This is a genomic window from Roseomonas aeriglobus, from assembly GCA_016937575.1.
GTDB lineage: Bacteria > Pseudomonadota > Alphaproteobacteria > Sphingomonadales > Sphingomonadaceae > Sphingomonas > Sphingomonas aerigloba.
In genome coordinates this window covers 3396901-3411051 of sequence record JAFHKN010000002.1, presented here as the reverse complement: position 1 = coordinate 3411051, position 14151 = coordinate 3396901, and the positions used below count along the sequence as shown (strand labels likewise).

Sequence of the window (14151 nt, the reverse complement as noted above, 5' to 3'; positions counted from 1 at the left end):
GGGATCAGTCTGCAAGAGGGCGGCGGCGGCCGTGGCGGATGGAGAGGATTCGGACCAGGTCGTCGGCGACGGAGTATCGTAGAACGTACGGCGGAACGGTCGTTAATTCTCTGCACCGACCACTTGGGCGTCCGCGACTTGGGAAATGTTCGAGACTATATCCCAGCGCCAGTAACCGTCCGACGATGGCGCTGGCAGCGGCGGGATCGTGGTCCATCAGATAGTCGTGATCGACGCGAGGTTTCGCAGCGCCGGACGTGACCAAATTACTCGAGCCATTCACGCGGCATGGGACGATAGTCCGACGTTCCGACGCTTCGCGCCCAATGTGCAAGCTGCTCTTGTGTCACGAACCGACTAGCGGCGATGTCTGCCAATGCTGCGGCATCGTCATCGTCTGTTGGCTCGTCGACGTGTTTGATTGCCGGTGCCGGTGGAATACCGGCAAGCAACCGGTCAAGCGTGTCATCGCCCTCGACAAAGCCGGGGACGTCGTCTCGGGAAAAGTCGCCGGGTTCGCGCTCCATCGACCTACCATAGGCTTCTGGTGCCCTCTTTGCCAGTCACCTCGATTGTGTGGATTTCCGCCCATTTCTGTCCGGCAAACCGGCAATCCCCGCATTTCCCCTGCGGCAAGCCCGGTTCCCTTCTTGCGCCCCGCCCCCTAAAGCAGGTTGCAGCCAGGAGAGGAACCGCATGTCCGACGAAGCCGAAACCAGCGTCCAATATTCCGAGCGCGAGGCGCTCCGGTTCCATTCCGAAGGACGCCCCGGCAAGATCGAGATCGTCGCGTCGAAGCCGCTGACGACGCAGCGCGACCTGAGCCTGGCCTATTCGCCCGGCGTCGCCGTTCCCGTGCAGGCGATCGCCGACGATCCCGCGACCGCCTATGATTACACCGCGAAGGGCAATCTGGTCGCTGTCATCTCCAACGGCACCGCCATCCTGGGGATGGGCAATCTGGGCGCGCTGGCGTCGAAGCCGGTGATGGAGGGCAAGGCGGTGCTCTTCAAACGCTTCGCCGACGTCGATGCGATCGACATCGAGCTGAAGACCGAGGACGTCGATCGGATCATCGACGCGGTCGAGCTGATGGAGCCGAGCTTCGGCGGCATTAACCTGGAGGACATCAAGGCGCCGGAATGCTTCATCATCGAGCAGACCCTGCGCGAACGGATGAACATCCCGGTCTTCCATGACGATCAGCACGGCACCGCGATCATCGTCGCGGCGGGCCTGATCAATGCCTGCCTGCTGACCAACCGCCGGCTGGAGGACATTCGCGTCGTCGTGAACGGCGCGGGCGCTGCCGCGATCGCGTGCACCGAGCTGATCAAGGCGATGGGCGTGCGCAACGACCACGTCTTGATGTGCGACCGCACCGGCGTCATCACCCCCGACCGCGATGGCATCAACCAGTGGCAGTCGGCGCACGCAACCGCGACCGACCGGTCGACGCTGACCGAGGCGCTGGTCGGCGCCGATGTGTTCCTGGGGCTGTCGGCCGCCGGCGCGCTGAAGCCGGAAATGGTCAAGGACATGGCGCCGGCGCCAATCATCTTCGCGATGGCCAATCCGGAGCCGGAAATCCGCCCCGAGCTCGCGAAGGCCGCGCGTCCCGACGCGATCGTCGCGACCGGCCGGTCGGACTATCCGAACCAGGTCAACAATGTTCTCGGCTTCCCCTTCATCTTCCGCGGGGCGCTGGACGTCCGGGCGACCGGCATCGACGATGCGATGAAGATCGCCGCGGCCCAGGCGATCGCCGAACTGGCGCGCGACCGGGTGCCGGAGGAAGTGGCCGCGGCGTACGGCGTGCGCCACGTCTTCGGACCCGATTATATCATCCCCGCCCCCTTCGATCCGCGGCTGATGGAGGTCGTATCGATGGCGGTCGCCAAGGCGGCGATGGAGTCCGGCCTTGCCACCAAGCCGATCGCGGACATGGAGGCATATCGCCACTCCTTGCGCGCGCGCCTGAACCCGACCACTTCGGTGCTCACGCTGGCCTATGAAGGCGCCCGCGCCAATCCGAAGCGCGTGCTGTTCGCCGAAGGCGAGGAAGAAGTCGTGCTTCGCGCCGCGATCGCGTTCCGCGAGGGCGGCTACGGCACGCCGGTGCTGGTCGGTCGCGACGATGTGCACGACCGTCTGCGTGCCTTGGGCGTCGAAGATCCGAGCGTCTACGAGGTGCACAACAGCCGCAATTCGCCGCTCGTCCCGAAGATGGTCGAATTCCTCTACGCCCGTCTCCAGCGCCGCGGGTATCTGCGCCGCGATGTCGAGCGGATGATCAACCAGGATCGCAACATCTTCGGCTCCGCGCTGCTCCAGCTCGGTGAAGCGGACGCGATGATCACCGGCATCACCCGGACCTGGGCGGTGTCGATGCGCGAAGTGAAGCGCGTGATCGATCCCGAACCCGGTCGCACGCCGTTCGGGGTTCATGTGCTGGTCGGCCAGAGCCATACCGTGTTCATCGCCGACACGACGGTCAACGAACGCCCGACGGCCGAGCAACTGGCCGATTTCGCCGAACAGACCGCAGCGGTCGCGCGGCGCATGGGGCATGAACCGCGGGTCGCCTTCCTCAGCTATTCGACCTTCGGCAATCCGAAGGGCGCGTTCCTCGACAATGTCCGCGACGCGGTGTCGGTGCTCGACGGTCGCGATGTCGGCTTCGAATATGAAGGCGAGATGCCGCCGGACGTGGCGCTGAACCCCAAGCAGCTGGCGAATTACCCCTTCGCCCGGTTGTCGGGTCCCGCGAACGTGCTGATCATGCCGGGGCTGCAGTCGGCGCACATCGCCGCCAAGCTGCTGCGCGAGCTCGGGGGCGAGACGGTCATCGGCCCAATGCTGCTCGGCATGGAGAAGCCGGTCCAGATTGCGCCGATGACCTCAACCGCCAGCGAGCTGGTAACGCTGGCGGTGCTGGCGGCGGGCGGCATCGCCCGCTGATCGCGGGGTTGGAACGGCATCGCATCGACTCGCGTTAGCCCTCCCGACATCAGTTCGGGAGAGTCAGATGCGCGGCCTTTGTCTGTTGCTTGCCGGAGCCGCGTTGGCCGCGGCTCCCGCCCTGTCGCAGGGGCGCGGACCCGATGGACCCCCGGGCAAGGGCGGCGGCGGCCCCGGCCGCGGCGGTCCTCCGGCGGGCAAGGGTGGTGGCGACCGCGGGCCCGATCGCGTCGGCCCTGCTAAGGGTCCCGACCGCGGCAGGCAGGACCGGGCGGGTCCCGACCGTGACCGTACGACCCAGGCCGACCGCGGTCGGCCCAAGCAAAACCGCGCCGATCGTGGCCCGCCGCCGCCGCCGCCATCCGCCGGCGCGCGGGATGAGCGTTATGTCGCCGACGCGCGCGGATGGGACGAACCGAGAGGTAAAGGCCTAGGCGCCAAGCGCCAGGACGATCGGGGCTTCGATGGTCCACGGGGCAAGGGCTGGGGCCCGGACGGGGCCGGCCCTGACCCCAAGGGCAAGGCGTGGGGGCGCCGCGATCGGGCTGCCTGGGCCGCTGGTCCGCCGCGCGTGATCGAGGGCTGTCCGCTAGGCGCCGTCCGTCGCGGCGACGCCTGCCTGCTTCCGACGCGCGCGCGACCGCTTTGGGCCGATGGGCCGGATCGCTACGACGGCTGGTACGGCCGCTACGCCGATTGGCGGAACGATCCGCGGTACGATTATCGGTACGATGATGGCTATCTCTATCGCACGAACAGCGGGTCCAACATCGTCAGCGCCTTCCTGCCGCTACTGGGCGGAGCGTTGTTCGGCGGGAACATCTGGCCGCAGGCGGCGACCGATTATCAGGTGCCTGAATATTACGGCGACTATTTCGGATATAACGACGGCCTCGACTATCGCTACGGCGACGGGGCGATTCTTGGCGTCAACCCGACGTCCGGCGCAATCGACGGCATCGCCGCCCTGCTGACCGGCAGTCAATGGTCGGTCGGGCAGTCAATGCCCCCGGGCTACGACTTCTACAACGTGCCCCCGCAATTCCGCGATCGCTACGCCGACAATGACGAGCATCTGTACCGGTACAGTGACGGCCAGCTCTACGACGTCGATCCGACAACGCGCATCGTCCGGCAGATCATCCAGCTCGTGACCTGACGGTCGTCGACCGACGAGCCGAAACATAAACAAAAGGGGATGATGATGCGTGGGCGAATGATGGTCGTGACAGGCGCGGTGGGATTGGCGCTGACGGCGTGCGGCAAGGATAACGGCGGCAATGCGTCGGGTGGCAATATTGCCGCCGAACAGGCCGCGGCGCGCAGCCTGGCGACCGAACTGAACGGCGCCGCCGACCTGTCGACGGCGGCCCGGCTGGTGAAGGCGGCGGGGCTCGATCGCACCTTCGACGGTGTCGGCACCTACACGCTGTTCCTGCCGGTGGATGCCGCCTTTGCGGCTTTGCCCGCCGAACGATTAACGACGCTGGAGGCAGCGCAGGGGCGGCCCCAACTGATAGCCCTGCTGCGCGCACATGCCGCGACCGGCTATGTCGCACCCGCCGATCTGACCGAAGGGCTGCAACGCGCCGGCGGTACCGCAAAGCTGGCGAGCGTCGGCGGCGGACCGCTGACGCTGCGGCGGCAGGGCGATGTGACGATAGTCGGCGATGGCGATGACGCCGCGCGTGTCGTCGGGCAGCCGATCGTGGCGCGCAACGGCATGATCTACCGCATCGATAAGGTCATCCCGCCGCCGGCGCCGTGATCCCTGTGCGGGCGCGCCAGCTGGCAGAAGATACCTAGCGGTCGGAGAAGCCCTCGCTCTGCACGGCGCGGTGGTTGGCGACGATGGCGCTGACCACGCCCTGCATCAACAGCTGGCGATCCTGGATCGGACGCCGCGTGTCGCCGATCATCACCGCGACCGCATAGCTATGCCCATCGGGTGCGATCAGCAGGCCGACGTCATTGTAGCCCGCGGTGCGGCCGAGCAGGTCCTGACCGGTGCCGGTCTTGTGCCCGAAGGTCCAGCCCGGCGGCACGGCGCCGCGCATGCGATACTTGCCGGTCTTCGAGCTTTCCATCGTCTCGATCAGATAGCGCGTCGAGTCCGGGCTGAGCAGCACGCCCTTCTTCAATCGCGCCAGCGCACCGGCGATCGCGGCTGGGGCCGCGCCGTCGACCGGATCGGCGACGTAGCGCTGATACGCGGCCTGGCGGACATTGGCGGGCAGGCGTGCGCGGGCGGCTTCGAACGCGCGGCCCATCGCCATGTCCTGTTTCCACGTCACACCCGCGGTGCCGGCCTGAAGCAGACGCTCGCCCGGGCCGAAGCGGATATTGCCCAGGCCCTTGCGGGCGATGAACGATCGCACCGCCGTCGGCCCGCCGACCGTGCGCAGCAGGCTGTCGTTCGCCGTATTGTCGCTTTGGGTCATCGCGCGCTTCAACAGGTCGCGGACATTGGTGACGTAAACACCGTCCTTCGCCACCAGCGCGGCGACCGGCTGGTGGAACAGCGTCAGGTCTTCGCGGCGGATCGTCACCGGCGTCTCGAGCGTCAGGCGGCCCGAATCGATCTGGTCCATGACCGTCATCGCGACCCACAGCTTCGACACGCTCTGCTGCGGCATGCGGCGGTCGGCGTCGACGCTGTCGACCGCCCAGCCGTCGTCGACGCTGCGGATGGCGATGCCGGCCAGGCCGTCGAAATTGTTGCGCAACGTCTCGACGGCGCGGGTCAGGCCTGCCGGCGCGGGCGTCCGCGGCGACGAATCGGGGACGGGCAGGAAGCTCTGATAGGATGGCGGCGGCAGGTTCGCCGGAACCGGGCTGCCATGGACGCCAGCACCGATCAGCGCCGCCGGTGCCAGGCCGACAAGCGTAATGGCGCGCTCGATACGGGTGAAACTGCCCAGAAAAGTCACGGTCGTTGAAATGCCCTCAGCCCCTGACGTCTACCTCTGCCGATCGCCACGCCGGGACAAGCCGGATGCCTGCCGCCTGCGACGAGTCGACTCTTTGTAGCGACAAACAGGTGAACGGTTACGGAACAAGCACCGTATCGTCCGCCTTTTCAGCGGTTTCCGGGTAATCCAGCGTGTAGTGCAGCCCGCGTGATTCGTGACGGCGCAGTGCCGATTTCACGATCAGGTCGGCCGCCTGGAGCAGGTTGCGCAGCTCGATCAGGTCGGGCGTGACGCGGAAATGGCCATAGTAATCGGCGACCTCGCCCATCAGCATATCGATGCGGTGCTGCGCGCGTTCCAGCCGTTTGGTCGTGCGGACGATGCCGACGTAATTCCACATGAAACGCCGGATTTCGGTCCAATTCTGCTTGATCACGACCTCTTCGTCCGAATCGGTCACGCGGCTTTCGTCCCAGGCGCGGATCTTCGGGGGCTCACGCAGATCGTCCCAGTCCGCAGCGATGCTCTTGGCCGCCGCTTCGCCGAACACGAAGCATTCGAGCAGCGAATTGGACGCCAGGCGATTGGCACCGTGCAGGCCCGATTGGGTGCATTCGCCCGCTGCCCACAGGTTCGGCAGGTCGGTGCGTCCATCGCGATCGATGACGATTCCGCCGCAGGTGTAATGCTGCGCCGGCACCACCGGGATCGGTGCCCTGGTCATGTCGATCCCGAGTCCGATCAGCTTTTCGTAGATATTTGGGAAGTGCGATCGGACGAAGTCGGCGGGCTGGTGGCTGATATCGAGATGGACGTAATCGAGGCCGTAGCGCTTGATCTCTGCGTCGATCGCCCGGGCGACGACGTCGCGCGGGGCAAGCTCCATCCGCTCGGCGTCGTAGAATTCCATGAAGCGCTTGCCGGTCGCCGGATTGATCAGCCGCCCGCCTTCACCGCGCACGGCTTCGGTGATCAGGAAGTTCTTGACCTCCAGATTGTAGAGGCACGTCGGGTGAAACTGCATGAATTCCATGTTCGAGATGCGCGCGCCCGCGCGCCACGCCATTGCGATCCCGTCCCCGGTCGCCCCGCGTGGCGCCGTGGAGAATTGGTAGGTCCGTCCGGCGCCGCCGGTCGCCAGGATCGTGGCCCGAGCGCAATATGTCTCGACGTTTCCGGTCCGGCGGTTGAAGGCATAGACGCCCCACACATGGCCGGCCCCGGAATAGCGTTCCTCGTGTCGCCCGGTCGCCAGGTCGATCGCGACCATGTCGGGGACCATCGCGATGTTGGGATGCGCCTGTGCTGCCTTCAGCAACGCCTCCTGCACCGCCCAGCCGGTCGCGTCGGCGACATGGACGATGCGGCGGTGCGAATGCCCGCCCTCGCGTGTCAGGTGCAGCGTGCTGCCTTCGGTTGCGAAGGGGACGCCCAGCGCCTGCAGCCGCGCGATCGCAGCAGGCGCCTCCTCGACGACGAATTCGACGATGTCGCGGTCGTTCAGCCCGGCGCCGGCGACCATCGTATCCTCGACATGGTTGTCGAACGTGTCGCCCGGTTCCAGCACGGCGGCGATCCCGCCCTGCGCCCAGGCGGTCGACCCTTCGTCGAAGCCGCCCTTCGCCAGCACGGTGACGCGGTAGCGTTCGGCAAGGTTGAGTGCCGCCGTCAGGCCGGCGGCACCCGATCCGATGATGAGGACGTCGGCGGTGCGCGGGTCACTCATTGCGGGCGCCGCGTGCCGAAGTTGAGAAAGTTGAGACGTGCGAGCGGTGTCGGCAGCAGCGCGCGGTCGGGGACGGTCGATGGCAGCGTCATGCCCTTTGCTGTGGCACAGGTTGCGGCGTGTAGGACAGCGGTTTGTGTCGTCGCCGAAACGGGCTTGACTCTAAATCTACCTAGGTAGATTCGTGACGCATGGTTCGTTCCCGTGCGCTGTCGCCCCATGCCCGCAACATCCTCGCCGCCCTGCTGGAGGCGCGAGGGCATTGGCGGCATGGCTACGACCTCGCCCGCAGCGCCGGGGTGAAGTCGGGCACGCTTTACCCGCTGCTGATCCGGCTGGAGGGCCAGGGCTATCTGGAAGCGGAGTGGCAGCAGCCGCCCGGCGGCGGGCGGCCGCCGCGCCATGCATATCGGCTGACGGCGAGCGGCGTGCAGTTGGCGAAGGACAATCCGCCGGTCACGGCCGACCCACGCGGGCTGACGGCGTGAGCGGCCTCACGCGCGGGCTCGCGAGGGGGCTTTGCCGTACGTTGATTGCCCTGTCGCCGCCGTCGCTGCGGGATTGGGCACGCGCAATCTCTCAGGAAACCGACACGATCGACGACGATCGCGCCGCGCTCCGCTTCGCGATCGACAGTCTTGCCGGGCTGATCCCCGGCATCGTCACCACCCACCTGTTCGGAGACACATTCGCTATGTCCGCCACTGACCTGCGTCGCCGTCCCCAGGCCGTCGGCATCGCCTGCGCGATCGCTGCGACGATATTGGGAGCGGCCTACATGGCCGCGGCCGGGGCGCCGATGCGCAATCTGGCGATCAACGGCGGTGCGTTGGCGGTCGGTCTGCTGATCGCGTTCGGTCTGCGCCGAACGCCGGCCGGCGTACCGGGCCTGGGCACGCTGATCATGGCGCTGATGCTGATCGTGACCGCAGCGCTGGGCGATCGCGCGGAAGGCGCCGCGCGGTGGTGGACGATCGGCGGTCTGAGCGTCCAGCCGAGCCTGATCCTATTGCCGCTGATGCTGGTCGGCTTCGCCCGTGCCCGCAACATCCTCGCCACAATCGGCATCCTGCTCGCCACCGTCGCCATGGCAGCACAGCCGGACAGGGCGATGGCGGGCATGTTGGCGATCGGTACCGTGACGCTGGCGGCGATGAAGCCCGACCGGTACGTGCTTGCGGCGGTCGTGGCAGGGATCGTCGGCTTTGCTGTGGCTCTGGTCCAGCCCGACACTTTGCCGGCGATGCCCTATGTCGATCAGATCCTCTACACCGCGTTCGAGGTTCATCCGCTGGCCGGGCTGGCGGTACTGGGCGGGTCGGTGCTGCTTCTGGTGCCCGCGATAGTCGGCGCGCTGTACGATCGCGACCGGCGCGAGAGTTATGCGGTGTTCGGCGTCGTCTGGCTCAGTGCGATCGCCGCGGCGGCGGTGGGCAACTACCCGACCCCGATCGTGGGATACGGCGGCAGCGCGGTGATCGGCTATGTGCTCAGCCTGATGGCGCTGCCGAAAATCGCGCAGGTCGCCGCCGGCGTGCGGGGGGCGACACGCGGTCGTCCGGTCGATGCCAGCCCGCCGGACAGCCGCACGCGCGAGATGCTGGGTTATCCCGGCTGAGCCATAAAATAGCTTACAAGTCGGCGCCCTCACGCTAAGCCGCCGCCATGATGCGGCTCGGCGGTGAGGCGCCGGTTCCGTCCGAGCTGCGCGACGGGATCGTGGCGCTCGGCAATTTCGACGGATTTCATCGCGGCCATCAGGCGGTCGCGGGCGCAGCGATCGCGCGGGCGCGGGCCGAGGGACGGCCGGCGCTGATCGCCACGTTCGATCCGCATCCGGTGCGCTATTTTCGGCCCGATGTCCCGCCGTTCCGACTGACGACGCTCGATCAGCGCGAGCGGTTGTTCGCGCAGGCCGGCGCAGACGCGATGTTGGTCTTCGCCTTCGACGCGGGCCTGGCCGGGCTCGACGCGCGGGCGTTCGTCGTCGAACGGCTGCTGGGGCTCGTCGGCGCCGCCGGCGTCGTGACCGGCGAGGATTTTACCTTCGGTCGTGGCAAGAGCGGGAACGTCGCGGTCCTGCGGTCGCTGGGCGCGGAGCTCGGCTTTTCGGTCGATACCGTCGGCCCGGTGGTGGACGATGGCGCGGCCGTGTCGTCGAGCCGCATTCGGGCGGCGTTGCAGGCCGGGCGCCCGCGCGAGGCGACGGCGCTGCTGACCCGGCCGTTTGCGATTCAAGGCGTGGTGGAGGGGGGCGCAAAGCTGGGGCGGACGATCGGCTACCCCACCGCCAACATCGCGCTCGGCAAATATCTTCGGCCCGCCTACGGCGTCTATGCGGTGCGGGGGCGCTTGCCCGACGGGCGGGTGCTGACGGGGGCGGCAAACCTGGGCATCCGTCCGATGTTCGAGCCGCCGGTCGAACTGCTCGAAGCGTATTTCTTCGATTTTTCCGAGGATCTCTACGGGCAGGTGATCGAGGTCGAACTGGTCGACTATCTGCGACCCGAGGCCAAATTCCCCGATCTGGCGGCTTTGCAGGCGCAGATGGCCGCCGATTGCGATCGCGCGCGGGCGATTTTGAACGATTGATCCTCCCCGGCAAGGGGAGGGGGACGATGCGAAGCATGGTGGAAGGGCCTCTCCACCAGCGACGTCCGTCGCGGCCCACCCCCTTCACCTTCGCGTGCCGGGTAGGATCTTGTGCAAAGCCATTTGTGACGGCTCAACACACGCGCTAAGGCCGCAAAACCTATGACCGACGCTTCCGACACGCCGCGCGACTGGCGCGACACCGTCTTCCTGCCGAAGACCGATTTCCCCATGAAGGCCGGACTCGCCGCCAAGGAGCCGGCGATCCTCGAGCGCTGGGCGAAGATCGGCGTGTACGAGCGGCTGCGCGAACAGCGTAAGGGGCGCGAGCGCTTCATCCTGCATGATGGCCCGCCCTACGCCAACGGCGACATCCATATGGGCCATGCGATGAACAAGATCCTGAAGGATCTGGTCGTGCGATCGCAGAGCCTGATGGGCAAGGACGCACCCTATGTGCCTGGCTGGGACTGCCATGGCCTGCCGATCGAATGGAAGATCGAGGAAGCGTATCGCGCCAAGAAGCGGTCGAAGGACGAGGTGCCGGCGCAGGAATTCCGCGCCGAATGCCGCGCCTATGCCGCCAAATGGGTCGACGTTCAGCGCGAGCAGTTCAAGCGGCTGGGCGTACAGGGCGACTGGAACGACCCGTACCTCACCATGAAGTTCGCGGCCGAGGCGACGATCGTCGGCGAGCTGCTGAAGTTCGCCGAGAGCGGTCAGCTCTATCGCGGGGCCAAGCCGGTGATGTGGTCGCCGGTCGAGAAGACCGCGCTGGCCGAGGCCGAAGTCGAGTATGAGGACATCACCTCGACCCAGATCGACGTCGCCTTCGAGATCGCGGAATGCCCCGAGGCACCGCAGATGGTCGGCGCGCTGGCGGTCGTTTGGACGACGACGCCCTGGACGATCCCCGTCAACCAGGCGATCGCCTATGGTTCTGCGATCGACTATCTGGTCTTCGGCCATGGCGGAAAGCGCTACATGGTCGCGGAACCGCTGCTGCCCGCCTTCATGAAGCGCACCGGCATCGGCATGGAATCCTTCGAGCTGCTGGCAAAGGGCCCGGTGCTCGAAGGCGCGACCGCGCGTCATCCGATGCACCACCTGGGCGGCTTCTACGCCAAGCCGCGGCCGTTCCTGGAGGGCGACTTCGTCACGATCGACGCCGGCACTGGCCTGGTCCACATGGCGCCCGACCATGGCGAGGACGACTTCGCCCTGTGCAAGGCGCACGGCATCGATCCGGTCTTTGCGGTCGACGACGCCGGCTTCTATCGCGCCGATTGGGCGTGGCTGGGCGGCCAGGGCAGCGTCATCAACAAGAAGTTCACCGCCAGCGACGGCCCGATCTGTTCGGATCTGCGTGACGCGGGCGCGCTGGTCGCGGCGTCGGACGACTTCGCCCACAGCTATCCGCACAGCTGGCGGTCGAAGGCGAAGGTCATCTTTCGCTGCACGCCGCAGTGGTTCATTCCCATGGATCAAGCCGCCAGTCCGACGCCGGAGCAGATCGCGTTGGCTGCCGCCGCGCAGCCGATCGAGGTCGGGACGCTCGGTACGTCGCCCGTCCTGGGGGCGGCGCTCGGCAATGGCCCGACGTTGCGCGCGCTCGCGCTCGATGCGATCGAGCGGACGCGCTGGGTGCCCGGCCGCAGTCAGAATCGCATCCGTTCGATGGTCGAGGGGCGCCCGGACTGGGTCATCAGCCGGCAGCGTGCGTGGGGCGTGCCGATCGCCCTGTATGTCCATCGCCAGACCGGCGAATATCTGAACGATGCGGGCGTGAATGCGCGCATCGTCGAGGCGTTCAAGGCGGGCGGCGCCGACGCCTGGTTCGGCGCGGACCATCAGGCGCTGCTCGGGCCGGACTATGCGTTGGCGGATTATGAGCCGCAGAACGACATTCTCGACGTGTGGTTCGATTCGGGCAGCACCCATGTCTTCACGGTCGAGGCACGCTATGGCGCGGGCACGCGCGCGAACCTGTATCTCGAAGGCTCCGACCAGCATCGCGGCTGGTTCCAGTCGTCTCTACTGGAAAGCTGCGGCACACGCGGGCGTGCGCCGTATGACGCGGTGCTGACTCATGGCTTCGCGCTCGACGGCAATGGCCGCAAGATGTCGAAGTCGCTCGGCAACGTCGTCGATCCGCTGAAGGTGATCGGCGAATCGGGCGCGGACATTCTGCGCCTGTGGGTCGCCCAGACCGATTATTTCGAAGACGTCCGCATCGGCAAGGAAGTGCTCGCCGGCACCGGCGACACCTATCGCAAGCTGCGCAATACCTTCCGCTATCTGCTCGGCGCACTCGACGGCTTCGACGAGAATGAGCGGCTGGACGTGGCCGATATGCCCGAGCTGGAGCGCTACATCCTCCACCGGCTGGGCAGCCTCGACGTCGAACTGCGGGCCGCCGCCGAAGCGTTCGAGTTCAACCGCTACACCCGCGCGCTGACCGAATTCGCGCAGGACGATCTCAGCGCCTTCTACTTCGATATCCGCAAGGATTCGCTCTACTGCGACGCCGCCGACAGCGTGCGCCGCCGGGCATGCCGGACGGTCATGGACGTGCTGTTCCATGCGCTGGTGCGCTATGCCGCCCCGATCCTCGCCTTTACGGCCGAGGAAGTGTGGCAGGCGCGCTTCCCGAGCGAGGACGGGTCGGTCCATTTCCTCGAATGGCCCGAACTGCCGGCGGTGCCGGGCGACGATGCGGTGTCGACCAACTGGGCCGACGTCCGCCGCCTGCGCGCGCAGGTGACCGAAGCGATCGAACCCTATCGCCGCGAAAAGACGATCCGGTCGTCGAACGAAGCGGAAGTCACGGTGCCCGACCTGCCGCTCGATACCGGCCTGCTGGCGGAGACGTTCATCGTCGCCAAGGTGACAAAGGGCGACGACGTCACGGTCGCCCGCACCTCGTACGAGAAATGCGGCCGTTGCTGGCGTCACCTGCCCGAGGTTGCGCAGGACGGCGCGTTGTGCGACCGCTGTGCGTCCGTCGTCGCCTGAGTGCAGAGCCTGATGCTTCGTTCCCGTACCCCCGGCTTCGCGCTCGCCGCCGCCATCTTCGTCGTCGATCAGCTGATCAAGGCGTGGGTGACCGGGCCGCTGGGCATTCGTCAGATCGGCGACGCGCGCGAGATCGTGTCGTTCTTCGACCTGCGCTTCGTGCCGAACATCGGCATCTCGCTGGGCCTGCTGCCCGCCGATGGGCCAGTGACGCGCTGGGCGCTGGTCGCGCTGACCGGTGCGATCGCGATCGGTGTCGGCATCTGGATGTGGCGCGAAAAGGTGACCGGCGACATGCTGGCGCTGGCGCTGGTGCTGGGCGGCGCGCTCGGCAATATCCTCGACCGCGTGCGGCTGGGCTATGTCGTCGACTATGCCGATCTCCATATCGGAGAATGGCGCCCGTTTTTGGTCTTCAATGTCGCCGACGCCGCGATTACCATCGGCGTCGTGATCCTGCTCGTCCGTGCGCTGTTCGCGCCCAAGGCGGCCAAGCCGGGTCTTCAGGAGAAGTGAGAATGCGTAAGCTCGTCCTCGTCGCCATGACCGCCGTGGCTCTTGCCGGTTGCGGCCGTTCGGGCTTCGACCGCGCCCGTCCCGACGAATTCGCGACCGCGCGCCAGGCGCCGCTGGTCATTCCGCCCGATTTCGCATTGGTCCCGCCGCAGCCGGGCGCGGCCCGCCCGCAGGATAGCAGCCCGTCGCAGCAGGCACTGGACGCGCTGTTCGGCGGCACCGCCCCGCGCAGCCTGGGCGAGACGAGCGCACTGACCGCGGCCGGCCGCGAGATCGCCGACAACGGCATTCGCGCCTCGGCCGGCGACCCGAAGACGCTGGTCGTCGACAAGGGCTCGGTGACCCGCGACATCGTCGCCGCGCCGGAGGGCGACGGCCAGGCCGCGCGCGCCGCGGCGGGCGGACAGTAAGCTCAGCACGAACGGGCTG

Annotated in this window: 13 protein-coding genes; 9 read left to right on the top strand and 4 right to left on the bottom strand. The window is 67.1% G+C overall.

Features of this window, described 5'->3' with window-relative positions; all coding sequences use genetic code 11:
• Window positions 1-4: 4 nt before the first annotated feature.
• Window positions 5-217, bottom strand: coding sequence for a type II toxin-antitoxin system RelE/ParE family toxin (locus JW805_16695; protein ID MBN2973647.1), 213 nt, complete (start codon window positions 215-217; stop codon window positions 5-7).
• Window positions 218-266: 49 nt separating this feature from the next.
• Entirely contained in the window at window positions 267-527 is a 261-nt protein-coding gene (locus tag JW805_16690) for a hypothetical protein (protein ID MBN2973646.1), read from the bottom strand.
• Between the two features lie 169 nt (window positions 528-696).
• On the opposite strand from JW805_16690, the gene JW805_16685 reads away from it, so the two are divergent.
• The 3 genes from JW805_16685 (at window position 697) to JW805_16675 (ending at window position 4729) form a co-directional block, all read left to right on the top strand.
• Window positions 697-2961, top strand: coding sequence for an NADP-dependent malic enzyme (locus JW805_16685; GenBank protein ID MBN2973645.1), 2265 nt, complete (start codon window positions 697-699; stop codon window positions 2959-2961).
• A gap of 67 nt (window positions 2962-3028) precedes the next feature.
• On the top strand, window positions 3029-4120 hold the full coding sequence (locus tag JW805_16680) for a hypothetical protein (protein MBN2973644.1): 1092 nt from the start codon (window positions 3029-3031) through the stop codon (window positions 4118-4120).
• 57 nt (window positions 4121-4177) lie between these two features.
• Window positions 4178-4729, top strand: coding sequence for a fasciclin domain-containing protein (locus JW805_16675; GenBank protein MBN2973643.1), 552 nt, complete (start codon window positions 4178-4180; stop codon window positions 4727-4729).
• A gap of 34 nt (window positions 4730-4763) precedes the next feature.
• Here the strand turns inward: JW805_16675 and JW805_16670 are convergent, their stop codons facing one another.
• Together JW805_16670 and nadB are read right to left on the bottom strand one after the other, a co-directional pair.
• A complete protein-coding gene (locus JW805_16670) occupies window positions 4764-5891 on the bottom strand; it encodes a serine hydrolase (GenBank protein ID MBN2973642.1) in 1128 nt (375 codons plus the stop codon).
• Between the two features lie 118 nt (window positions 5892-6009).
• Window positions 6010-7599, bottom strand: coding sequence for an L-aspartate oxidase (gene nadB, locus JW805_16665; protein MBN2973641.1), 1590 nt, complete (start codon window positions 7597-7599; stop codon window positions 6010-6012).
• A 191-nt stretch (window positions 7600-7790) separates the two neighbouring features.
• Between nadB and JW805_16660 the strand changes: the two genes are divergently transcribed.
• The 6 genes from JW805_16660 to JW805_16635 all read left to right on the top strand — a co-directional run bounded on the left by JW805_16660 (window position 7791) and on the right by JW805_16635 (window position 14132).
• Window positions 7791-8087: a PadR family transcriptional regulator gene (locus JW805_16660; GenBank protein MBN2973640.1), complete on the top strand. Its 297-nt coding sequence runs from the start codon at window positions 7791-7793 to the stop codon at window positions 8085-8087.
• The gene (locus tag JW805_16655; GenBank protein MBN2973639.1) at window positions 8084-9217 is read left to right on the top strand and encodes a hypothetical protein; all 1134 of its coding nucleotides are present in this window, start codon (window positions 8084-8086) and stop codon (window positions 9215-9217) included. The genes JW805_16660 and JW805_16655 overlap by 4 nt, the downstream gene beginning before the upstream one ends.
• Before the next feature lie 50 nt (window positions 9218-9267).
• Window positions 9268-10191, top strand: coding sequence for a bifunctional riboflavin kinase/FAD synthetase (locus JW805_16650; GenBank protein MBN2973638.1), 924 nt, complete (start codon window positions 9268-9270; stop codon window positions 10189-10191).
• A gap of 162 nt (window positions 10192-10353) precedes the next feature.
• Window positions 10354-13206: an isoleucine--tRNA ligase gene (locus tag JW805_16645; GenBank protein MBN2973637.1), complete on the top strand. Its 2853-nt coding sequence runs from the start codon at window positions 10354-10356 to the stop codon at window positions 13204-13206.
• A 12-nt stretch (window positions 13207-13218) separates the two neighbouring features.
• Window positions 13219-13722, top strand: a complete 504-nt coding sequence (gene lspA, locus JW805_16640; GenBank protein MBN2973636.1) for a signal peptidase II — start codon at window positions 13219-13221, stop codon at window positions 13720-13722.
• A gap of 2 nt (window positions 13723-13724) precedes the next feature.
• Complete coding sequence (locus tag JW805_16635) at window positions 13725-14132, top strand: DUF3035 domain-containing protein (protein ID MBN2973635.1); 408 nt, start codon at window positions 13725-13727, stop codon at window positions 14130-14132.
• Window positions 14133-14151: the final 19 nt, after the last annotated feature.

Bases quoted from the DNA above. Each gene is read 5' to 3' on its own strand.
- JW805_16695 (MBN2973647.1), bottom strand. From the start codon at position 217: ATGGACCACGATCCCGCCGCTGCCAGCGCCATCGTCGGACGGTTACTG.
- JW805_16690 (MBN2973646.1), bottom strand. From the start codon at position 527: ATGGAGCGCGAACCCGGCGACTTTTCCCGAGACGACGTCCCCGGCTTT.
- JW805_16685 (MBN2973645.1), top strand. From the start codon at position 697: ATGTCCGACGAAGCCGAAACCAGCGTCCAATATTCCGAGCGCGAGGCG.
- JW805_16680 (MBN2973644.1), top strand. From the start codon at position 3,029: ATGCGCGGCCTTTGTCTGTTGCTTGCCGGAGCCGCGTTGGCCGCGGCT.
- JW805_16675 (MBN2973643.1), top strand. From the start codon at position 4,178: ATGATGGTCGTGACAGGCGCGGTGGGATTGGCGCTGACGGCGTGCGGC.
- nadB (MBN2973641.1), bottom strand. From the start codon at position 7,599: ATGAGTGACCCGCGCACCGCCGACGTCCTCATCATCGGATCGGGTGCC.
- JW805_16660 (MBN2973640.1), top strand. From the start codon at position 7,791: ATGGTTCGTTCCCGTGCGCTGTCGCCCCATGCCCGCAACATCCTCGCC.
- JW805_16650 (MBN2973638.1), top strand. From the start codon at position 9,268: ATGCGGCTCGGCGGTGAGGCGCCGGTTCCGTCCGAGCTGCGCGACGGG.
- JW805_16645 (MBN2973637.1), top strand. From the start codon at position 10,354: ATGACCGACGCTTCCGACACGCCGCGCGACTGGCGCGACACCGTCTTC.
- lspA (MBN2973636.1), top strand. From the start codon at position 13,219: ATGCTTCGTTCCCGTACCCCCGGCTTCGCGCTCGCCGCCGCCATCTTC.
- JW805_16635 (MBN2973635.1), top strand. From the start codon at position 13,725: ATGCGTAAGCTCGTCCTCGTCGCCATGACCGCCGTGGCTCTTGCCGGT.